This window comes from Achromobacter sp. Marseille-Q0513, from assembly GCF_018195695.1.
GTDB lineage: Bacteria > Pseudomonadota > Gammaproteobacteria > Burkholderiales > Burkholderiaceae_B > Achromobacter.
Genome location: NZ_JAGTJY010000037.1, coordinates 16200 through 38084, shown reverse-complemented (window position 1 = coordinate 38084; position 21885 = coordinate 16200). Strand labels below are relative to the sequence as shown.

Here is a 21885-nt window from a genome sequence, read left to right as displayed (position 1 = left end):
CCGCGTCAGGTCCGGCGGCGCCAGATCGTACGGCACGAACGCCTGCGGCTTGATGCGCTTCACGTTCCAGGTGTGGAAGTACTCATGGCTGACCAGGCCCAGGAAGCCGCGATAGCCTTCGCCCTGGCCCTGCTGGCCCAGCACCGGCAGGTCCTTGCGCGCGGTCATCAGCGCGGTGCTGGCGCGATGCTCCAGGCCGCCGTAGCCGTCGTTCGTGACCATGGTCATGAACACGTAGCGGTCGGCGCTGTCCAGGAAGGGCGCGTGGCGGGTGCGCGGCTCGAAGAAGGCGATCTGGGTTTCGCAGATGCGGCGCACGTCGTCGGCGATGCGCGCCAGGTCCAGCTTGGGCGCCACGCCGGTGAAGACCAGTTCATGCTCTGCGCCGTGGGCGGTGAAGCTGACGACTTGCGGCGTGCCCATCTCGACGGGGTGGTCGATCAGCGCATCGTAGTCGGGCGCCCGGTACAGGCCGAAGCCGTGGCGGCGGGCCGCGCCCGGCAGGCCGCGCGCTTCCGGCAGGCTGGTGTGCACCTTCCAGCCGTCGATGCCGCGCGGCGGCGCCAGGTCGACCAGGCAGGGCAGCTGTTCCTGGCCGTGCACGCGCAGGAACACGCTGGTGCCATTGAAGAAGCCGTGGGTTTCGTCCAGGTGCGCGCCGCGCACCGACAGGTCCCAGGCATAGACTTCGTATTCGACGCGCAGCGGGCCGTCGCAGGGCGCGGCCTGCCAGGTGTGGTTGTCGAGCTTGTCCACCGCCACCCGCCGCGCGCCGGAATAGGCCGCCAGCGATTCGATCTGCCGCGAGAAATCGCGGATCAGGTAGCTGCCCGGGATCCAGGCCGGCAGCGACAGGCGCTGGCCGTCGGCGGCCGGTTCGGCCACCGTCAGGGTTATCCGGTAGCGATGCCCGGCCGGGTCCTGCGGCCAGAGGCGGTAAAGTACGGGGGATTGCGGGACCGCCGCGTTGCTCCCACGAGGGGCGGCGGACACGCGCCGGGCGCGCGTGGCGTGGGGGGTCTTTGTTTTCATGCTCATATCTTACTTTCATACCCTATCTGGAGACATGCAATGAGCGAGTCGTTCGTACTGGTCGAAACCCGGGGCCGCGTGGGCCTGCTGACGCTGAACCGCCCCAAGGCGCTGAACGCGCTGAACGATCAACTGATGGACGAACTCGGCGCGGCCCTGCTGGCCTTCGAGGCGGACCCGGACATCGGCGCCGTCGTCATCACCGGCAGTGAAAAGGCCTTCGCCGCGGGCGCCGACATCGGCGCCATGAAAAGCTGGACGTACATGGACGTCTACAGCAGCGAATACATCACGCGCAACTGGGAAACGCTCAAGCGCATCAAGAAGCCGGTGATCGCCGCGGTCGCCGGCTACGCGCTGGGCGGCGGCTGCGAGCTGGCGATGATGTGCGACATCATCATCGCCGCCGACACCGCCAAGTTCGGCCAGCCCGAGATCAAGCTGGGCGTGATCCCCGGCGCCGGCGGCACCCAGCGCCTGCCGCGCGCGGTGGGCAAGGCCAAGGCCATGGACCTGGCCCTGACCGCCCGCATGATGGGCGCCGACGAAGCCGAGCGCGCCGGCCTGGTGTCGCGCGTGGTGCCGGCCGACAAGCTCATGGAAGAGGCGCTGGACGCCGCCACCGTGATCGCCTCCATGTCGCTGCCCTCGGTCATGATGGCCAAGGAATGCGTCAACCGTGCCTTCGAGGGCTCGCTCAACGAAGGCCTGCTGTTCGAGCGCCGCGTGTTCCATTCGCTGTTCGCCACCGAGGACCAGAAGGAGGGCATGGCCGCCTTCGTCGAGAAGCGCAAACCGGACTTCAAACACCGTTAAGGCTTGTTACCTTCCCTTCGGTTTGCCGGGGGGAAGCCGCGAGCACAGACGCGCCCCACGCCGGGCGCGTTTTTTTTGCGCCGCTTCCCTGGGCAAGGACGCCCGGCGGCGGGTCGCCAAGGCGCGCGCGCCCAGCCCCGAGCGGCGTCCCGGGAGGCTCCCGCCAGCGTTGCGCCTTGAAACTTATGGGCAGCACCTTGTTGCAGGTATCGGCCCTATCCTGGAAAGGCGTCATACCAGGAGGTGCCGCGCCACAGGCGCTTGCCCGTACTGGCAAGCCCTGCGCGGCGGCTCGCTTGCGAAACAAAACCAACAAGGAGCCTTGCATGCGTAACCCCACTGTCAATCGCCGCTGGACCGCCGTCGTTCTGGCCAGCGCCCTGAGCGCCTGCTTCGCCGCCGCCCAGGCCCAGACCCCGGCCCAGAGCCAGGCCCAGAATCAGGCCCCGCGCTCCACGCTGAGACTGGTGTCCGAAACCCCGTATCCGGCCGCCGCCGCGCCCGCGCCCAGGATGAGCGAGCAGGAGCTGCGCGATACCGCCATCGACGCCTACGTCTACGCCTATCCCATGGTGCTGATGGAACTGGCGCGCCGCCAGGCCACGGCCGTGCAGTCGCCGGCCGACGGCAAGGCGCCGATGAACCAGTTCGGCCACAAGACCGCATTCCCCGATCCGGCCGCCGCCGGCACGCCCTGGCCCAGCGCCGACGCGCTGCATTCGAGCCTGTGGTTCGACGTCTCGCGCGCGCCGCTGATCGTGCGTCTGCCCGATGCCGGCGGCCGCTACACGCTGTTGTCGGCGCTGGACATGTGGAGCGACGTGTTCGCCTCGCGCGGCACGCGCACCAATGGCAACGGCGCGCAGTCCTTCGCCATCGTCGGGCCCGATTGGCAGGGCGCGCTGCCGCTCGGCGTGGACCTGGTGCGCAGTCCCACCGCGACCGGCTGGCTGATCGGCTGGACGCAGGCCGGCGGTCCGCAGGACTACGCGGCGGTCAATCAGATCCAGTCGTCCATGTCGGCCAGCCCGCTGGTCGGGCCCGCCGCGTTGCCGCCGGGCGTGGCCGCGCGGGCGCGCGGCGCGAAGGGGCAGGGCGGGCAGAACCCGTATCCGCTGACCGGCGCAGGCATCGGCTCGGCGCCCATCGGCAGCGATCTGCCGACGACCACGACACAGCAACTGCCGCCGGGCACGCCGGCCGAACAGGCGGCGGCGCTGGATGCGTCCTCGTTCTTCGCGCTGTTCTTCGACACGCTGCGCAACAACCCGCCGCACGCCAATGACGGCCCCATCCTGGACCGCATGCGCCGCATCGGCCTGGACGACCGGCGTCCGTTCAACTTCGGCCGCCTGAGTCCGCAAGTGCAGCAGGCGCTGGCGGACGCGCAGCCGCTGGCGGGTCGCCGCATCGCCGATGGCGTGACGCGGCTGGGCACGCCGCTGAACGGCTGGAACACCGTGCTGTCGGGTATCGGCACCTACGGCACCGACTACACGCGCCGCGCCTCCATCGCCTATGCGGGCCTGGGCGCGCCCACGCCCGAGGACGTGCTGTATCCGGTCACGGTCGCTGATTCCAAGGGCCGCACGCTCAATTCGGATGAGGACTACGTGCTGCACTTCGAGAAGGGCCAGCTGCCGCCGGCCAACGCGTTCTGGTCGCTGCACGTCTACAACAGCCAGCATGGCTTCGCCGCCAATCCCGCCAACCGCTATGTGCTGCGCAGCACCGACGGCCTGAAGTACAACGCCGACGGTTCGCTGGACGTGTACATCCAGCGCCGCGATCCCGGCGAGCGCAAGCGCGCGAACTGGCTGAGCGCGCCGGCCGCCGACGGGCCGTTCCTGTTGAGCATGCGTCTGTACTGGCCGCAGGACCTGGCGCTGGACGGCTTGTGGGCGCCGCCGCCGGTGCGCCGCGACTGAGGCACTTGCCGCGCAGGCCGGACGCGCGCCGCGATTCAACGCGGCGCGCGTTTTTTCTTGCGGTGGCCGGGTCTTGCGCGAGGTTCGGGCGGCGCGCCGCAAGTGCGGGCAGGGGCGCCGGCGCAAGGCGATTTCGGTTGGGACGAATCCTAGGGGCAGGCTCCTGCACGCCGCTTTTCACGTCCCTATTTTCTGGTCGCGGCGCGGACGCAAAGGACTGTCGCGGGCAGCTTACAACCGGCCGAAAGTTCATTTGCTCGCCTAAAAAGAATCAAGCTATACTCTGCGGGTTTGACGCTTGCGGGATAAGAACACAAGGTTGTTCGCCGCTAGTTCTGACAGGGGCAGAAAAGCAGTTGCAGGGCAACGTGTTGGGTGAAAAAGCGGGTGTTTCCCGGTGCCGATGAAAATTTGGCGCAAGAGGATACGGCCTGAAAAGCCCGGCAATCCAGACGAAATCCACGGGGAATACCCCATGAATCCTGAAAGGGGTGTCGTCCGATGTTGCCTGAAAGCGGGAAAAGTCTGATGCAGCGGGGTTCCATGCAGCTAGAAGCACAACATGCGCAGCAAGTATTTGCCGGGCAGGGTGCAGGGCAACATGCAGGGCAGGATGCCATGCAGGGAACGCCGGAGCAGGGCCAGGCGGATCGCGTGCTGATACTCAGCGACGCGGACCGTGCGGCACTGAATGCACAGGCAAGCCGCGGCCTTCTGTTGGCATTGGTGGCGCAGGGCGCCTTGGGGCTCGCAGCAGCAGTAATCGCGGGGGTTGTCGGAGGGGCGGCGGCAGGTTGGTCGGCGCTGGCGGGGGCAGGAGCGGATTTCATTCCCAATGCGTTGTTCGCATTGCGCCTGGCTTTCAGCGTACGGTCCGGACGGGCCAGTCCCTTTACCTTTCTCTTTGGCGAGTTGATCAAGCTGTTCGCAACGGCATTGCTGTTGTGGCTGCTGTCGCGTGTGGCGCAAGGCTGGCTGGTCTGGCCCGCGGCGCTGCTGGGCCTGATCCTCACCTTGAAGGGATATCTCCTGCTATTGATGTTCCGCAAGTTGTCATAGATGCCGGCAAGTCCGCGGCAAACGAAATCGTGGAATCGTCCGATCCGCAAGGGCCGGGCATACAGCAAATAGGGTAGGAATCAAATGGCTGCTGCCAGCGACGTGTCGCCTCAGTCCGCGTATATTCAGCACCACCTGGTGCATCTGAATAACACCGGCGAGAAACAGAGCGCTATTGCTCAGTTCGACGTCATCAATTACGACTCGCTGTTCTGGTCGGCCCTGACCGGCCTGATCGTCATTTTCTTCCTCTGGCGCGCCGCGCGCCGCGCCACCAACGGCGTTCCGGGCCGCCTGCAGGCCTTCGTGGAAATGGTCGTGGACATGGTCGACGACCAGGCCAAGGGCATCGTCCACAACGCCAAGAGCCGCCTGTTCGTGGCTCCGCTGGCCCTGACCGTGTTCCTCTGGATCATCCTGATGAACGCGCTCGACCTGCTGCCGGTCGACCTGCTGCCCTCCATCTGGCGCTGGACCGGCCTGGGCGCCGAGCACGGCGACCCGCTCTACTACCACCGCATTCTCCCGACCGCCGACCTGAACGTGCCGATGGGCATGTCGCTGGGCGTGCTGCTGCTGATGTTCTACTACGGCATCAAGATCAAGCACCCGGGCGGCTTCGTCAAGGAACTGTTCACCGCGCCGTTCCATGCCCATGGCATCGCGGCCGTGGTGCTGGCTCCCTTCAACCTGCTGCTGAACCTGATCGAATACGCCGCCAAGTCCGTCTCGCTGGGCATGCGGTTGTTCGGCAACATGTTCGCCGGCGAACTGGTCTTCATGCTGATCGCCCTGCTGGGCGGCGCCTGGACCGGCTTCAACGGCACCAGCATCGGACTGGGCATCGGCCAGGTCCTGGCCGGCTCGGTGTGGGCGATCTTCCACATCCTGATCGTTCTGCTGCAGGCCTTCATCTTCATGATGCTGACGCTGGTGTACCTCGGCCAGGCTCACGAAGGCCACTGACCCCCGGATTTCCCGCGGCGGCCAACCGGTCGACGCGGGATGGCAAGATCATCTTGCATTGAGCAGTACCCTTATTCCTTAATTTTTGACTTCAGATTTCTAACCAAGGAGTTGTCATGACCAACGTCGCTTTCGTTGCCCTCGCTTGCGGTCTTATCATCGGTCTGGGCGCCATCGGCGCTTGCATCGGCATCGCACTGATGGGCGGCAAGTATCTGGAAGCCTCGGCTCGTCAGCCTGAACTGATGAACGCTCTGCAAACCAAGATGTTCCTGCTGGCTGGCCTGATCGACGCGGCGTTCCTGATCGGCGTGGGTATCGCCATGCTGTTCGCCTTCGCCAACCCGTTCGTCGGCTAAGGCACTGCCCGCCGGCGAAACAGGCGGGTCATGACGCTGTCGGCGATGCGGCCTGAGGCCCATCGCCGATCAGCAAAGTATCGAGCGCTCCGTGATTGCCCTCTCTTCAGGCGCGACCGGAGCCGAATGGTGTTAAAGGAACGACCGTGAATCTGAACGCGACGATCATTTTCCAGATGCTCGTGTTCTTCGTTCTGGGCTGGTTCACGATGAAATTCGTGTGGCCTCCTCTGACGAAGGCGATGGACGAGCGCCGCCAAAAAATCGCCGACGGCCTGGCCGCGGCCGATAAGGGCAAGGCCGATCTGGCCCAGGCCCAGGCGCGTATCAGCCTGATCGAGGCTTCTGCCAAGTCCGAAAACCACGCCCGTATCGTCGAGGCCGAGAAGCAAGCCGCCTCGCTGATCGACCAGGCCCGCCGCGAAGCGGAGTCCGAGCGTGCCCGTATCGTGGCGCAAGCCGCGCAGGATGCCGCGCAGGAAGTCCAGCGCGCCCGTGATGCGCTGCGCGACGACGTCGCGGCGCTGGCTGTCAAGGGTGCTGAACAGATCCTCAAGCGCGAGGTTGACGCCCGCGCCCACGCCGAGCTGCTGAACCAGCTCCGCGCGCAGCTTTAATCCGGGACCGTCATGGCTGAACTTTCCACTGTTGCCCGGCCGTACGCCGAGGCGCTGTTCGCCGCGGCGCGTGACGACAAGGCCGGCTTGCCGGCCTGGGCCGACCTGGTCGGCCAGCTGTCGCAAGTCGCCGCCAACCCCGACGTGCGCGAGGCGATGGCCGACCCGCGTCTGGGTGACAAGCAGCGCGTCGAGCTGTTCTCCGGCCTGATCAAGGCCGAGCTGCCGCAGGCCGCCCGCAATTTCATCGAGCTGCTGGTCCAGAATGACCGGCTGCTGCTGCTGCCCGTCATCGCTTCGCAATTCGAAGCGCTGCGGAATCGTCACGACGGCACGGCGCAGGCGGAAATCACCAGCGCGTTCGAACTCAGCGAAGCCCAGGTCAAAGAACTGGTTGCCGCGCTCGAGCAGAAATTCGGCCTCAAGCTCAAGCCCAGCGTCACCGTCGATCAGTCGTTGATCGGCGGCGTGCGCGTGGCTGTCGGAGACCAGGTGCTCGATACTTCCGTACAAGCCCAATTGGCCCGCATGCGCGACCAGCTCGCCGCTTAAGGCGCACTTACAGGATTCCAGGAGTCTATATGCAACTCAATCCCTCCGAGATCAGCGAACTGCTCAAGAGCCGCATCGAGGGCCTGGGCGCTTCGGCTGATGTCCGTACTCAGGGCACCGTCGTGTCCGTGACCGACGGTATTACCCGCATCCACGGCCTGTCGGACGTGATGCAGGGCGAAATGCTCGAATTCCCCAACAACGTCTACGGCCTCGCGCTGAACCTCGAGCGCGACTCCGTCGGCGCCGTGATTCTGGGCGACTACACCGGCGTGTCCGAAGGCGACCAGGTCAAGACGACCGGCCGCATTCTGGAAGTGCCGGTCGGCCCCGAACTGCGCGGCCGCGTGGTCAACACGCTGGGCGAGCCGATCGACGGCAAGGGCCCGGTCAACGCCAAGGCCACCGACATCATCGAAAAAGTGGCGCCCGGCGTTATCGCCCGCCGCTCGGTGTCGCAACCGCTGCAGACCGGCATCAAGGCTATCGACTCGATGGTCCCGATCGGCCGCGGCCAGCGCGAACTGATCATCGGCGACCGCCAGACCGGCAAGACCGCCGTGGCCGTCGACACCATCATCAGCCAGAAGGGCAAGGGCGTCACCTGCGTGTACGTCGCCATCGGCCAGAAGGCTTCGACGATCAACAACGTGGTGCGCAAGCTCGAAGAGCACGGCGCGCTGGAATACACCATCGTCGTGGCCGCCTCGGCCTCCGACTCGGCCGCCATGCAGTACCTGGCCGCCTACGCCGGCTGCACGATGGGCGAATACTTCCGCGATCGCGGCGAAGACGCCCTGATCGTCTATGACGATCTGACCAAGCAAGCCTGGGCCTACCGCCAGGTCTCGCTGCTGCTGCGCCGTCCGCCGGGCCGCGAAGCCTACCCGGGCGACGTGTTCTACCTGCACTCGCGCCTGCTCGAGCGTGCCGCTCGCGTCAACGAAGAGTACGTCGAGAAGTTCACCGGTGGCGCCGTCAAGGGCAAGACCGGCTCGCTGACCGCGCTGCCGATCATCGAAACCCAGGCGGGCGACGTGTCGGCCTTCGTTCCGACCAACGTGATCTCGATCACGGACGGCCAGATCTTCCTGGAAACCGACCTGTTCAACGCTGGTGTGCGTCCCGCCATCAACGCCGGTATCTCGGTGTCCCGCGTCGGCGGCGCCGCCCAGACCAAGGTCGTCAAGAAGCTGTCCGGCGGTATCCGTACCGACCTGGCCCAGTACCGTGAACTGGCCGCCTTCGCGCAGTTCGCCTCCGACCTGGACGACGCCACCCGTCGCCAGCTCGAGCGCGGCAAGCGCGTGGTGGAACTGCTCAAGCAGCCGCAATACCAGCCGCTGCAGGTGTGGGAACTGGCCGTCACGCTGTACACGGTCAACAACGGCTACCTGGACGACGTGGACGTTTCGCAAGTGCTGGCGTTCGAGAAGTCGCTGAAGGATCAGCTCAAGGCCAAGCACGCGGCCATGATCCAGCGCGTCGAAGACACCAAGGAACTGTCCAAGGATGACGAAGGCGAATTGGCCGCCGCCATCCTGGAATTCAAGAAGCACGGTGCTTTTTAAGAAAGTGATGGGTTAGGCGTCCGCGACGCCTCGCCCGTCCTTCACGGATGGATGAGGCGCGAGCGGAACCCATCGGCCAGTCTTCACAGGAAAGCGCAATGCCCGGAATTAAGGAAATCCGAACCAAGATCAAGAGCGTGCAAAACACGCGCAAGATCACCAAGGCGATGGAAATGGTCGCCGCATCCAAGATGCGCAAGGCGCAGGAACGGATGCGCGCCGGCCGTCCGTACGCCAACAAGGTGCGCGAGATCGCCGCGCACCTGATGCAGGCCAACCCCGAGTACAGCCACCCCTACCTGGTCGAACGCGAAGTGAAGGCCGTCGGCGTGGTCATGGTGACGACCGACAAGGGTTTGTGCGGCGGTCTGAACACCAACATCACCCGCGTGGTGCTGTCCAAGCTGAAAGAGTTCGAGAAGGACGGCATCGCCGTGCAGGCGACCGCTTTCGGCAACAAGGGCCTGGGCGTGCTGACGCGTATCGGCGCCAAGCTGGTTTCGAACGACGTCCAACTGGGCGACAAGCCGCAGCTCGACCGCCTGCTGGGCGCGATCAAGGTGCAGCTGGACGCTTACCTGGAAGGCCGCATCGACGCGCTGTACGTGGCGTCGACCCGCTTCGTCAACACGATGAAGCAGGAGCCGCTGTTCCTGCGCCTGCTGCCCCTGGCCAGTGGCTTGGAAGATCCGTACCAGACCGGCGCGGAAAGCCTGTCCAAGACCTCGGAAGTGAAGTCGGATTACAGCTGGGATTACATCTACGAGCCGGACGCCCGTAGCGTGATCGACGACCTGCTGCAGCGTTACGTCGAGGGCCTGCTGTACCAAGCCGTGGCCGAGAACATGGCTTCGGAGCAATCGGCCCGGATGGTCGCCATGAAGGCGGCATCGGACAACGCCAAGAAGGTCATCGGCGATCTGCAGCTGGTCTACAACAAGACCCGCCAGGCCGCGATCACCAAAGAAATTTCGGAAATCGTAGGGGGCGCCGCCGCCGTCTAAGGCGCGGCTTCCCGTCTCAAAAGCTATCAAGCAAGGAATCGACATGAGCAACGGAACCATCGTTCAGTGCATCGGCGCCGTGGTGGATATTCAGTTCCCCCGCGATCACATGCCCAAGATTTATGAAGCGCTCACCCTGGCCGACGAGGGTTCCTCGTTCGCCGAGAAGGGCCTGACGTTCGAAGTCCAGCAGCAGCTGGGCGACGGCGTGGTGCGTACCATCGCCCTGGGCTCCAGCGACGGCCTGCGCCGTGGCATGAAGGTCGCCGGCACCGGCGCCCCGATCTCGGTGCCCGTCGGCACCGGCACCCTGGGCCGCATCATGGACGTGCTGGGCCGTCCGATCGACGAAGCCGGTGAAATCAAGCACGAAGAAAAGCGCGCCATTCACCAGGACGCTCCCCGTTTCGACGAGCTGTCGCCGTCGGTCGAGCTGCTGGAAACCGGCATCAAGGTTATTGACCTGGTGTGCCCGTTCGCCAAGGGCGGCAAGGTCGGCCTGTTCGGCGGCGCCGGCGTGGGCAAGACCGTCAACATGATGGAACTGATCAACAACATCGCCAAGCAGCACAGCGGCTTGTCGGTGTTCGCCGGCGTGGGCGAGCGTACCCGCGAAGGCAACGACTTCTACCATGAAATGGAAGAGTCGAACGTTCTGGACAAGGTCGCCATGGTGTTCGGTCAGATGAACGAACCCCCGGGCAACCGTCTGCGCGTGGCGCTGACCGGCCTGACCATGGCCGAGAAGTTCCGCGACGAAGGCCGCGACATCCTGTTCTTCGTGGACAACATCTACCGCTACACGCTGGCCGGCACGGAAGTGTCCGCTCTGCTGGGCCGTATGCCGTCCGCCGTGGGCTACCAGCCGACGCTGGCCGAGGAAATGGGCAAGCTGCAAGAGCGCATCACGTCCACCAAGACCGGCTCGATCACCTCGATCCAGGCCGTGTACGTGCCCGCTGACGACTTGACCGACCCGTCGCCCGCCACCACCTTCCAGCACTTGGACTCGACCGTCGTGCTGTCGCGTGACATCGCCGCGCTGGGTATCTACCCCGCCGTGGATCCGCTGGATTCGTCCAGCCGCCAGCTCGACCCGCAGGTCGTCGGCGAAGAGCACTACGCCGTGGCCCGTGGCGTGCAGCAGACGCTGCAGCGCTACAAGGAACTGCGCGACATCATCGCGATTCTGGGCATGGACGAACTGTCGCCGGAAGACAAGCAGGCCGTGGCCCGCGCGCGCAAGATCCAGCGCTTCCTGTCGCAGCCGTTCCACGTGGCCGAAGTGTTCACCGGCTCGCCCGGCAAGTACGTGCCGCTGGCCGAGACCATCCGCGGCTTCAAGATGATCGTGAACGGCGAGTGCGACGCGCTGCCCGAGCAGGCTTTCTACATGGTCGGTTCGATCGACGAGGCCTTCGAGAAGGCCAAGAAACTGCAATAAGGAACCGATATGGCTACCCTGCATGTGGATGTCGTCAGCGCAGAGGAAGCGATCTTCTCCGGTGAGGCGAAGTTCGTGGTGCTGCCTGGCGAAGCGGGTGAACTGGGCATCCTGCCCGGCCACACCCCGCTGATTTCGCGCATACGCCCCGGGACGGTCAAGATCGTTCGTGCCGACCAGGGCGAGGAAAACATCTTCGTCGCCGGCGGCATCCTGGAAGTGCAGCCCGGCAGCGTCACGGTCCTGGCCGACACGGCCATCCGTGCCGCCGACCTGGACGAGGCCCGTGCCCTGGAAGCGCGCCAGCGCGCCGAAGAGGCGCTGCGCAACGCCAAGGACAAGGCCGACATCGCCGTGGTCGAAGCCGAGCTCGCGATGCTGGCGGCGCAAGCCGTGGCCGCGCGCAAGCTGCGCCAAGGCGGCCGCTCGCACTGAGCGGACGGGCGATCGGGGCTTGCCCCGGATCCGGAAAGAAGCGGCCTTTGGCCGCTTTTTTCTTGCCTGCGCGCCTTGCCTGCGCGCCTTGCCTGCGCATCCGCGCCTGCTCCCACCTTGCGTTCACTACGAATAGCCCTGCGCGATCCGCAACATTAGCCTTCAGTTTTGGCGGCGCCGCCGGTATGTCGGCGACGCGCGGAAACAGGAGAAGCAGGTGCGTGAAATGCTGGATTGCGGGGTACTGCTGCCGCCTGGCCACGATGCGGCCATGCGCGACTGGATCGAGCGGCATCAGCCGCAAGTGGCGCGCGTGCGCTTTCATCCCTTGCTGCTCGCGAGCGCCGGCGAGGCAGCCGAACCGCAGGCGCTGGCGGCCATGGCCGTGACGCTCAAGCGCTACGATGCCTGCCTGATGCCGGTCGAGCCCGCCACGCTGGCCTGGACCCGCATCGCCTTGCAGCAGGCGCGGCCGGCCCTGGTCACGCCCATCCTGGTGCTGGTCGACGGCATGAAGGCTTCGGCCATCGAGGACCTGCTGGCGCTGGGCGCGGCCGATTTCATTTCCGAACCCGTCTGCCTGGAAGGGCTGCGCGTGCGGTTGCGTCGCCAGCTGCTGGCGGCCGCCTGGGGGCTGGCGACGGCCTCGCTCGAAGAGCCCGCCTTGCGCTATGCGGCCCAGGGCAAGGCGGCGTCCCCGTCGCCTTGCCGTCAGCATCCGCGTCCGGGCGCGACGCCAGCTCCCGGGCGGGTTTGCATGGCGGACCCGGAAGCCGGGGGCCTGCCACACGCCGCCATGCGTCCGCGCGTGGCGCCGGCCCTGTTCGACCAGGCGCTGGCGAGCTTGCGGCTGCTGCCTCGCTGGCAGGACGGCGGCGAGCCGTTCGCGCGGGCAAAGGCGCGGGTAGTGGGCGAGTTCGAGCGCGAATACCTGCGCCGCGCGCTCTCGCATCACGGCGGCAACGTGGCGCAGGCCGCCAGGGCGTCCAGCAAGCACCGTCGCGCATTCTGGGCGCTGATGCGCAAGCACGGCATAGAAGCCGCGCCGTATCGCAACGCGGCGGCCAGGCGCGGCCAGGAAATGCCGCCGGACTGAGCGCTGCCCGGACCGAGCGCCTGCAGCCGGCGGATGGCTGCGGCCATTTCCGCCGCTTGCGTCCGGACAAGCCCGCTTTGGGCCTTGGGCCGCGTTCTGTCAGCCAGGGGAAGTAAACTCACGGCTTCCGATCAAAGAGGATAGCCGTGTCTGCTTCCGCCCTGAAGAACGATGTGTTCTTGCGCTCGCTCTTGCGCGAGCCCGTGCCCTACACCCCGATCTGGCTGATGCGCCAGGCGGGCCGCTACCTGCCCGAGTACAACGAGACGCGCGCCCGGGCGGGTTCGTTCATGGGCCTGGCTCAGAATCCCGACTACGCCGCGGAAGTCACCTTGCAGCCGCTGGCCCGCTACGACCTGGACGCGGCCATCCTGTTTTCCGACATCCTCACCGTGCCGCACGCCATGGGCCTGGGGCTGGACTTCGCCGCCGGCGAAGGGCCGCGTTTCGCGCATCCGGTGCGCACCGAGGAAGACGTGCGCCGCCTGGCCGTGCCCGACATGGACAAGCTGCGCTACGTGTTCGACGCCGTGAGCGTCATCCGCCGCGAACTCGACGGCAAGGTGCCGCTGATCGGCTTTGCCGGCAGCCCCTGGACCATCGCCTGCTACATGGTCGAAGGGCAGGGCAGCGACGACTACCGCCTGATCAAGACGATGCTGTACGCGCGGCCCGACCTGCTGCACCACATCCTGGAAATCAACGCCCAGGCCACGCTGCAATACCTGAATGCGCAGATCGACGCGGGCGCCCAGGCCGTCATGCTGTTCGACAGCTGGGGCGGCGTGCTGGCCGACGGCCTGTTCCAGCAGTTTTCGCTGGCGTATACCCGCAAGGTGGTCGCGGGCCTGAAGCGCGAGAACGAAGGTCGCCGCGTGCCGGTCATCGTGTTCACCAAGGGCGGCGGACAGTGGCTGGAAGAGATCGCCGCCTGCGGCTGCGACGCGGTCGGCCTGGACTGGACCGTGGACCTGGCGGCGGCGCGTCGCCGCACCGGCGATTCGGTGGCGTTCCAGGGCAACCTGGATCCCATGGCGCTGTTTGGCGGCGCCGACGCCATCCGGACCGAGGCGCGTCGGGTGCTGGACGCGTTCGGCCCGGTCGGCAAGGGGGGCCATGTGTTTAACCTGGGGCATGGCATTTCACGCTTCACGCCTCCTGAAGCCGTAGCCGAATTGGTCGATGAAGTCCACCGGCATAGCCGTTCGTTGCGGGGATAAGTGAGTGAACGCTTCGTGCCTAAGGGCCGAAGCTTGAGGGCCCCGGCGCACAGTTGTGCACAGCAAGAAAGCGCTCGGGGAAAACCCTTCATAAGCTGGTTTACAATCTCGAAAGCCTTCATAAGTCATTGTTAATAATGACGAAAACATGGTTTTCAGCAGGATTGCAAGAGTTGATGCAATCTTGCCTTATTCCAAAGTGTGATGTTGCTCTTGCCTTTTCCCCAAAGTTATCCACAGGCAGGGGGCAAGCCGGCCCGGCGACCCTTGGGGGAATCGGCGGGATCCGGCGTATTGCCGGACGGCTCAGCCTTTCGGCCAGGAAACTGTCTTCCATTGATCCGTCCCCGTGAACATGCCTGATACCGACGCCGTCCAGAATCCCGCCGCCGTCTGCTGGGTGCGGGTGGCGCTGGACGTGCCCCTGCCCGGCCCGTTCGACTACCGCAGCGATGCGCCGGTGGAGGCGGGGCTGCGCGTGATCGTGCCGTTCGGACGCCGCAAGATGATCGGCGTGGTGGTGGACAATCCGGCCGAGCCGTCTTTCGACCCCAAGCAGATCAAGCCGATCGAAGAAGTGCTGCGCGACCTGCCGCCCTTCGACGGAGACTGGTTGCGCCTGGCGCGCTTCGCGGCCGAGTACTACCAGCGGCCGCTGGGCGAGGTCATGCTGCCGACCCTGCCGCCGCCCTTGCGCAAGCCGTCCGCCTATCAGGGCAAGCGCTCCGCCGGCGGGCCGGTGGCGCGGCTGGACGGTCGCAAGCGCAAGAAGGCGCGCGCGCCGGCCGAGGCCGACCAGCCGCCGGCGCTGAACGATGCGCAGCAGGCGGCGGTGGAAACGCTGGCCGCCCTGAACGGCTTCAAACCGGTGCTGCTGTACGGCGTGACCGGCAGCGGCAAGACCGAGGTCTACCTGCGCGCCGCCGAGCGCGTGCTGGCCGCGGGCCGGCAGGTGCTGCTGATGGTCCCGGAAATCAATCTGACGCCGCAGCTCGAAGGCGCGCTGCGGGCGCGCCTGGAGGCGCAGCTGGGTCCGGACGGCCTGGCCGTGATGCACAGCGGCCTGTCCGACGGCGAGCGGCTGGACGCCTGGTCGCGCGCGCAGCGCGGCCAGGCGCGCATGCTGCTGGGCACGCGCATGGCGATATTCGCGCCGCTGTCCGAATTGGGCCTGATCATCGTCGATGAAGAACACGACGCGTCCTACAAGCAGCAGGACGGCTTGCGTTATTCGGCGCGCGATCTGGCGGTGTGGCGGGCGCATGACCTGAATGTGCCGGTGGTGCTGGGCTCGGCCACGCCCTCGCTGGAAACCTGGCAGCACGCCGAGCGCGGCCGCTACCTGCGGCTGGCGCTGCCGGGCCGCGCGCGCGCCAGCAGCCTGCCGGCGATCAAGCTGGTGGACACGCGCCGCCTGCAGATGAAGCAGGGCCTGTCGCCGCAGCTGCTGGACGCCATCGGCCAGCGGCTGGAGCGCAAGGAGCAGTCGCTCATCTTCCTGAACCGCCGAGGCTACGCGCCGGTGCTGCATTGCCAGTCCTGCGCCTGGGTCAGCAACTGCCCGCGCTGCACGGCCTTCACCGTGCTGCACCGGAGCGGCAATGGCGGCAACCGCCTGCATTGCCACCATTGCGGCTACCAGGCGACGGTGCCGCGCGCCTGTCCCGAATGTGGCGACCAGGACCTGGCGCCGATGGGGCGCGGCACGCAGCGCATCGAAGAGCATCTGGCCGAGCTGTTTCCCGAGGCGCGCATCCTGCGCATCGATGCCGACAGCACGCGCAGGAAGGGCAGCGCCGAAGCGCTGTTCGCGTCGGTGCACGCGGGCGAGGTCGACATCCTGGTGGGCACGCAGATGGTGGCCAAGGGCCACGACTTCGCGCGCCTGGGACTGGTGGGCGTGCTCAACGCCGATTCCATGCTGTTCGCGCATGATTTCCGCGCGCCCGAACGCCTGTTCGCGCAGCTCATGCAGGTGGCTGGCCGCGCCGGCCGTCATCAGAACAATGGCGAGGTGCTGATCCAGACCGGCTATCCCGAGCAGCCCGTCTACCAGGCGCTGCTGCGACACGATTACGCGGGCTTTGCCCGCCACGCCTTGGACGAACGCGAAAGCACCGGCCTGCCGCCCTACGCCTATCAGGCGCTGCTGACCGCCGAGGCGCGCGAGCTGGCCACGGCGCAGGCCTTCCTGCAGCAGGCGCGCTCCATGCCGGAAGGCGAGTGGGCGGCGGACTTCCCGCCGCTGGACGCCATCATGCTGTACGACCCGGTGCCGCTGCGCGTGGTGCGGGTGGCGAACGTGGAGCGCGCGCAGCTGCTGGTGGAAAGCACCAGCCGGCCGGCGCTGCAGGAATTCCTGCGGGTGTGGTCGCATTACCTGCCCTATCTGGCCAACGAGGCCCGCGTGCGCTGGCAGCTGGAAGTGGATCCGCTGGAGATCTGAGGAAAATGTCGGCAAGCGAACCTATCGGCCACGGCCTGAATCCCGCGCAGAAGGAAGCGGTGCTCTACCTGGACGGCCCCTGCCTGGTGCTGGCCGGCGCCGGCAGCGGCAAGACGCGGGTGATCACACAGAAGATCGCCTACCTGCTGCGCGAATGCGGCTACATGGGCCGCAACGTGGTGGCGCTGACCTTCACCAACAAGGCCGCGCGCGAGATGGACGAGCGCGTCAAGACGCTGGTCGACCGCAAGCTGTCCAAGGGCCTGACCATCAGCACCTTCCACTCGCTGGGCGTGAAGATGCTGCGCGAGGAAGCGCGCAATGCCGGGCTCAAGCCCACCTTCTCGATCCTGGACGCGGACGATGCCATGAGCATCATCCAGGAGCTGCTTGCCACCACCGACAAGGCGCGGCTGCGCCATGTGCAGGGCATCATCTCGTTGTGGAAGAACGCGCTGATGGAGCCGGACGATGCCGCGCAGGCCGCGCAGACGCCCGCCGAGGCGGAGGCGGCCAACGTCTACCGCAGCTACGCCGCCACGCTGGCCGCCTACCAGGCGGTGGATTTCGACGACCTGATCCGCATTCCCGCGCTGCTGTTGGCCGGCAACGAGGAAGTGCGCACGCGCTGGCAGAACCGCGTGCGCTACCTGCTGGTCGACGAGTACCAGGACACCAACGTGTGCCAGTACCGGCTGGTGCAGCTCCTGACCGGCCAGCGCGCCATGTTCACCGCCGTGGGCGACGACGACCAGGCCATCTACGCCTGGCGCGGCGCCACCATCGAGAACCTGGCCAAGCTCACCACCGACTATCCCAACATCAAGCTCATCAAGCTCGAGCAGAACTACCGCTCGGTGCAGCGCATCCTGGCGGCGGCCAACAGCGTCATCGAGCGCAATCCCAAGCTGTTCGAGAAAAAGCTGTGGTCCGACCTGGGCACGGGCGAGCCCATCATCGTGTCCGCCATGGACGGCGAGGAGCAGGAGGCCGAGTCCATCGCCATGAAGGTGTCGGCCGCGCGCTTCGAGCGCCAGGCGCAGTGGAAGGACTTCGCCGTCCTCTACCGCAGCAATCACCAGTCGCGCATCCTGGAACAGGCGTTGCGCAACCTGAAGATCCCGTACACCATCGCCGGCGGGCAGAGCTTCTTCGACAAGGCCGAGGTGCGCGACATCCTGGCCTATCTGCGGCTGCTGGCCAATGATGACGACGATCCGGCCTTCATCCGCGCGGCCACCACGCCCAAGCGCGGCATCGGCCAGGCCACCTTGCAGACGCTGGGCCAGTACGCCGCCAGCCGCGAGCTGTCGCTGCTGGCCGCCGTGCCCGAGACGGGCCTGGAAAGCCTGCTGGCGCCGCGCCAGATCGAGCCGCTGCGCCCCTTCACCGAATTCATCCGCCGCATGCAGTGGCGCGCGGGCCGTGGCGCGGCCGACGGCAAGCGCGACGCGCCGGCCGAACCCGCCGGTCCGATCCTGGACGACCTGCTGCAGGCCATCCAGTACGAGCGGCACCTGTTCGAGCTGTTCGATGAGAAGCCGGCGCAGACGCGCTGGCAGAACGTGCTGGAACTGACGGGCTGGCTCAAGCGCAAGGCCGAGGAAGACAATATGTCGCTCTTCGATCTGGTGCAGCACGTGGCGCTGGTGACCATGCTGGAGCGCGGCGAGGAGGAAGAGCCCGACGCGGTGAAGATGTCGACGCTGCATGCCTCGAAGGGGCTGGAATATCCGCACGTGTACCTGGCCGGCGTCGAGGAAGGCCTGCTGCCGCACCTGGGCAAGGACGACGAAGTCGGCGACCCGGCGCGCGCGGCCGAGAACCTGGCCACCCGCATCCAGGAAGAGCGCCGGCTGATGTACGTGGGCATCACGCGCGCGCAGCGCAGCCTGAACCTGAGCTGGTGCAAGCGCCGCCGCCGCGCCCGCGAGGATGTGGTGCGCGAGCCGTCGCGCTTCATCGAGGAAATGGGCCTGGACGATCCCGCCATCAAGGAAGACGAGGCCACGGCAGCGATGAATCCGAAGGAACGGCTGGGCATGCTCAAGGCCTTGCTGAAGAAGTAGAGGTCCCCCCCGAAGCGCTGCGCGCTTCCCCCCAGGGGGCGCTGCTACGGACCGGCGGAGCCGGATCCGTGCAGCCCTGGTCGTTGCGGGACGAGTTGTTTTATTGGCAGTGGGGCTTTGCTGGCGGGGTGGGCTCGCTGCGCGCTGTTGTGGGCTGGCCGCCTGTCTGATGCTTTCCCGCTTGGGGTGTGACAGGTGGGTTTTCTGCGGCGCGGCGGGGGCGTGCAAGAAATTACATGACGCGCGCCGGCTTCGGCGTTATACCTGTGGTCTTGCCCGCCGCCATCCGCCTATTTCATTCCCGCCATGAAGGACGTCGTTCGATACCATCCCGTACCCGGCATGCCCGGCATGGTGCTGGGGCAGGCGCGGATCACCGAGTTCCAGTTCGATCGCCACTATCACGTGGACTATCACATCGGGCTGGTGACGCAGGGTGTGCAGAGGCAGAGCTTTCGCGGTCGCAGCGTGTTGCTGGGGCCGGGCGCCGTCGCGTTGATGCCGCCGGGTGAAATCCATGATGGCGCGGGCGTGTCCGACTATGGTCTTTCCCATACGCTCCAGACCTTCCGCATCGCGCCGGAGCTGATGCGGAGATTCCTGCGCGAAGTGGTGGGCGGCGCGGGCGAGGAGCGATTCCTCGCCACGCTGATCGAGGACGCGGGATTGGCGCAGCGGCTGATGGCGCTGCATGGCGCCTGGATGTCCGACGCGTCCGTCACGCCGATGGCGCGCGATGAGGCGTCGCTGGCCGTCATGGCCGCGCTGTTCGCGCGCAGCGGCGCGGCGGTGCCGCGCGCGGTCAAGGGCGGCCTGTCGGCCGAGCACCGCCGCCGCGTGCTGGACTACTGCCAGGAGCGCCTGAGCGAGAAGATCGGCCTGCAAGACCTGGCCGCGCTGTGCGGCCTGAGCCGCTTCCAGTTCCTGCGCCGTTTCGCGCATTCCTTCGGACTGACGCCCCACGCCTGGCTGGTGCGGCTGCGGCTGGAGCGGGCCTGCGCGGCGCTGGCCGTGTCCGGCCTGAGCGTGGCGCAGGTCGCGGCCGAGGTGGGCTTCTACGACCAGAGCCATTTCAACCGCGCCTTCCGCGTGGCCTATGGCGCGCCGCCATCGGCCTACCAGCCAGGCGGCGCGGCATAGGCAGACAAGCTCACGCAGGCAACCCCCATGCAGGCGGTCTCATGCAGGCAACGTCATGCGCGCGCCACGGCGGCGCGCAGCGCCGACAGGAAGTGATCCACGTCCTGTTCGCGCGTGGCGAACGAAGTGACCAGGCGCACGATGCCCGGGCCCCAGCGGTCATGGTAGAAGCCGAAGCCCTGCGCCAGCAGGCTGTCGATGGCGGCAGCGGGCAGGCGGCAGAACAGGATGTTGGCATCGGCGCGGCCCTGCAGCGCCACGCCGGGCAGGCCTTCCATGCCGGCCGCCAGGCGCCGCGCCATGGCATTGGCCTGGCGCGCGTTGCGCAACCACAGATCGCCGTCCAGATAGGCCTGCATCTGCGCCGACAGCAGGCGCATCTTGGAAAACAGATGGCCGCCGCGCTTGCGGCGGAACGCCAGCGCCTTGGCCGGCGCGGGATCGAACAGCACGATGGCCTCCACGCCCAGCGCGCCATTCTTGGTGGCGCCGAAGGACAGCGCGGTCACGCCCGCCTTCCAGGTCATCTCGGCCGGGCTGCAATCCAGGCTGACCAGCGCGTTGGCGAAGCGCGCGCCGTCCATGTGCAGCGGCAGTCCCGCGTCGCGGCAGACGGCGCCGATGGCGCGCAGCTCGTCCAGCGTGTAGACGCCGCCGGTCTCGGTGGCCTGGGTGATGCTGACGCAGGACGGCTGCATCGAATGCACATCGCCCGCCTTGCGGCGTGCCTCGACGGCCAGCTGCGCGGGATCGATCTTGGCGTCGGCGCCGCCCAGCAACGTCAGGCGCGCGCCGCCGGTATAGAACTCGGGCGCGCCGCATTCGTCGTTGGCGATATGGCTTTGCGCATGGCACAGCACGCTGCCCCAGGGCGGCGTCAGCGCCGAGAGGCTGAGCGAATTGGCGGCGGTGCCGGTCGGCACCAGCAGTACGTCGACCTCGCGCTCGAAGATGTCGGCCAGCTGGCGGCGCACTTGCACCGAACCCTCGTCGGCGCCGTAGGGTTGCGCCTGGCCGTGGCCGGCCGCCGCCAGCGCGGCCAGGATCTCGGGGCTGGCGCCGGCGATGTTGTCGCTGGAAAAACCCATCTGCGGGGCGTCGGGAGAGGCGGGCGTGTGCAAGGCGGGACTCCGGGGAATGATTCGGGGATAGACCCCGACTATGCCGCGCGCCGGCCCGCCGCGCTTGTAGAAAATTGCGGCCTGCTCCTACACTGGCCCGCAAGGAACGCGTATAGAAGGAGCATCCCATGTGCCGCTGGCTCGCTTATACCGGCAGTCCCCTGCAGATGGAGCGCGTGCTGTTCAAGGCGCGCCATTCCCTGATCGACCAGAGCCTGCATGCGCGGCTGGGTGCCACCACCACCAACGGCGACGGCTTCGGGCTGGGCTGGTACGCCCGCCCGGCGGCGGACGGCTCCCTGGAGCCGCCGTTCCGCTACCGCAGCGTGCATCCGGCCTGGAACGACCGCAACCTGCGCGAGGCCGCGCGCGCCATCCATTCCTCGCTGTTCGTCGCGCACATCCGCGCCGCCACCGACACGCCGGCGCAGGAAACCAACTGCCATCCGTTCCGCCATGGCAACTGGCTGTTCGTGCACAACGGCCTGATCCGCGACTTTCCGCTGCTGCGGCGCGACCTGATGCTGATGATCGCGCCGGCGTATTTCGGCTCGCTCGAAGGGTCGACCGATTCCGAGCTGATGTTCCTGCTGGCGCTGAGCTTCGGCCTGGAGGAAGACCCGCTGCCGGCGCTGGCGCGCATGGTGGGGGCGGTGGAAGAGACCGGGCGCCGCCATGGCGTGGCGCAGCCCATCAACATGACGGTGTGCGCGCTGGATGGCGAGCGCATGATCGCGGTGCGCTATTCCAGCGAGCGCGAGTCGCGCACGCTGTTCCACAACACCTGCGTGCAGCACCTGCGCCAGCTGTATCCCGACGATCCGCAGATCGCGGCGCTGGACGATGACACCTTCCTGCTGCTGTCCGAACCGCTGACTGACATGGCGGACGCCTGGGAGGAAGTGCCCGAATCCACCGCGCTGATCGCCGCGCGTGGCGAACTGCGGCATTTCCCGTTCGCGCCGATCGCGCCTGGCGCCTGATGGGCGCGCCTGAGGCTTGATGTGATG

Annotated in this window: 18 protein-coding genes and 1 pseudogene; 17 read left to right on the top strand and 2 right to left on the bottom strand. The window is 66.9% G+C overall.

Going from position 1 to position 21885, the window contains the following annotated elements; all coding sequences use genetic code 11:
• Positions 1–1032, bottom strand: a pseudogene (locus KDH83_RS10600) (peptidase M61); the annotation flags it as partial.
• Between the two features lie 39 nt (positions 1033–1071).
• Here KDH83_RS10600 and KDH83_RS10595 point away from each other — a divergent pair.
• From KDH83_RS10595 to KDH83_RS10520, 16 genes are all read left to right on the top strand, one after another.
• Complete coding sequence (locus tag KDH83_RS10595) at positions 1072–1848, top strand: enoyl-CoA hydratase (protein ID WP_212315208.1); 777 nt, start codon at positions 1072–1074, stop codon at positions 1846–1848.
• A gap of 326 nt (positions 1849–2174) precedes the next feature.
• Positions 2175–3776 (top strand): DUF1254 domain-containing protein, encoded by a 1602-nt coding sequence (locus tag KDH83_RS10590; RefSeq protein ID WP_212315205.1) that lies wholly within the window; start codon positions 2175–2177, stop codon positions 3774–3776.
• 618 nt (positions 3777–4394) lie between these two features.
• Positions 4395–4835, top strand: coding sequence for an ATP synthase subunit I (locus KDH83_RS10585; protein ID WP_212315242.1), 441 nt, complete (start codon positions 4395–4397; stop codon positions 4833–4835).
• A gap of 84 nt (positions 4836–4919) precedes the next feature.
• Complete coding sequence (gene atpB / locus KDH83_RS10580) at positions 4920–5801, top strand: F0F1 ATP synthase subunit A (RefSeq protein WP_103272154.1); 882 nt, start codon at positions 4920–4922, stop codon at positions 5799–5801.
• Between the two features lie 116 nt (positions 5802–5917).
• Positions 5918–6160, top strand: coding sequence for a F0F1 ATP synthase subunit C (gene atpE, locus KDH83_RS10575; RefSeq protein WP_003815363.1), 243 nt, complete (start codon positions 5918–5920; stop codon positions 6158–6160).
• A 146-nt stretch (positions 6161–6306) separates the two neighbouring features.
• Complete coding sequence (locus KDH83_RS10570; RefSeq protein ID WP_103272155.1) at positions 6307–6777, top strand: F0F1 ATP synthase subunit B; 471 nt, start codon at positions 6307–6309, stop codon at positions 6775–6777.
• A 12-nt stretch (positions 6778–6789) separates the two neighbouring features.
• A complete protein-coding gene (locus KDH83_RS10565) occupies positions 6790–7329 on the top strand; it encodes a F0F1 ATP synthase subunit delta (protein WP_212315202.1) in 540 nt (179 codons plus the stop codon).
• Between the two features lie 29 nt (positions 7330–7358).
• On the top strand, positions 7359–8900 hold the full coding sequence (gene atpA, locus KDH83_RS10560) for a F0F1 ATP synthase subunit alpha (protein WP_212315200.1): 1542 nt from the start codon (positions 7359–7361) through the stop codon (positions 8898–8900).
• Between the two features lie 98 nt (positions 8901–8998).
• Positions 8999–9904 (top strand): F0F1 ATP synthase subunit gamma, encoded by a 906-nt coding sequence (atpG, locus tag KDH83_RS10555; RefSeq protein WP_212315197.1) that lies wholly within the window; start codon positions 8999–9001, stop codon positions 9902–9904.
• A 43-nt stretch (positions 9905–9947) separates the two neighbouring features.
• Positions 9948–11348 (top strand): F0F1 ATP synthase subunit beta, encoded by a 1401-nt coding sequence (gene atpD / locus KDH83_RS10550; RefSeq protein ID WP_103272159.1) that lies wholly within the window; start codon positions 9948–9950, stop codon positions 11346–11348.
• 9 nt (positions 11349–11357) lie between these two features.
• Positions 11358–11783, top strand: a complete 426-nt coding sequence (locus KDH83_RS10545; protein WP_103272160.1) for a F0F1 ATP synthase subunit epsilon — start codon at positions 11358–11360, stop codon at positions 11781–11783.
• 226 nt (positions 11784–12009) lie between these two features.
• Positions 12010–12879: a helix-turn-helix domain-containing protein gene (locus KDH83_RS10540; protein ID WP_212315219.1), complete on the top strand. Its 870-nt coding sequence runs from the start codon at positions 12010–12012 to the stop codon at positions 12877–12879.
• A 146-nt stretch (positions 12880–13025) separates the two neighbouring features.
• Positions 13026–14099: a uroporphyrinogen decarboxylase gene (gene hemE, locus KDH83_RS10535; protein ID WP_212315194.1), complete on the top strand. Its 1074-nt coding sequence runs from the start codon at positions 13026–13028 to the stop codon at positions 14097–14099.
• Between the two features lie 355 nt (positions 14100–14454).
• Positions 14455–16545, top strand: a complete 2091-nt coding sequence (locus tag KDH83_RS10530; protein ID WP_212315216.1) for a primosomal protein N' — start codon at positions 14455–14457, stop codon at positions 16543–16545.
• 5 nt (positions 16546–16550) lie between these two features.
• Complete coding sequence (locus tag KDH83_RS10525; protein ID WP_212315192.1) at positions 16551–18614, top strand: UvrD-helicase domain-containing protein; 2064 nt, start codon at positions 16551–16553, stop codon at positions 18612–18614.
• Between the two features lie 306 nt (positions 18615–18920).
• Positions 18921–19754: an AraC family transcriptional regulator gene (locus tag KDH83_RS10520; protein WP_212315190.1), complete on the top strand. Its 834-nt coding sequence runs from the start codon at positions 18921–18923 to the stop codon at positions 19752–19754.
• Positions 19755–19807: 53 nt separating this feature from the next.
• Here KDH83_RS10520 and KDH83_RS10515 read toward each other — a convergent pair whose 3' ends face one another.
• A complete protein-coding gene (locus tag KDH83_RS10515) occupies positions 19808–20875 on the bottom strand; it encodes a low specificity L-threonine aldolase (RefSeq protein WP_249205004.1) in 1068 nt (355 codons plus the stop codon).
• Positions 20876–21003: 128 nt separating this feature from the next.
• On the opposite strand from KDH83_RS10515, the gene KDH83_RS10510 reads away from it, so the two are divergent.
• Positions 21004–21858 (top strand): class II glutamine amidotransferase, encoded by an 855-nt coding sequence (locus KDH83_RS10510; RefSeq protein WP_212315187.1) that lies wholly within the window; start codon positions 21004–21006, stop codon positions 21856–21858.
• Positions 21859–21885 lie beyond the last annotated feature (27 nt).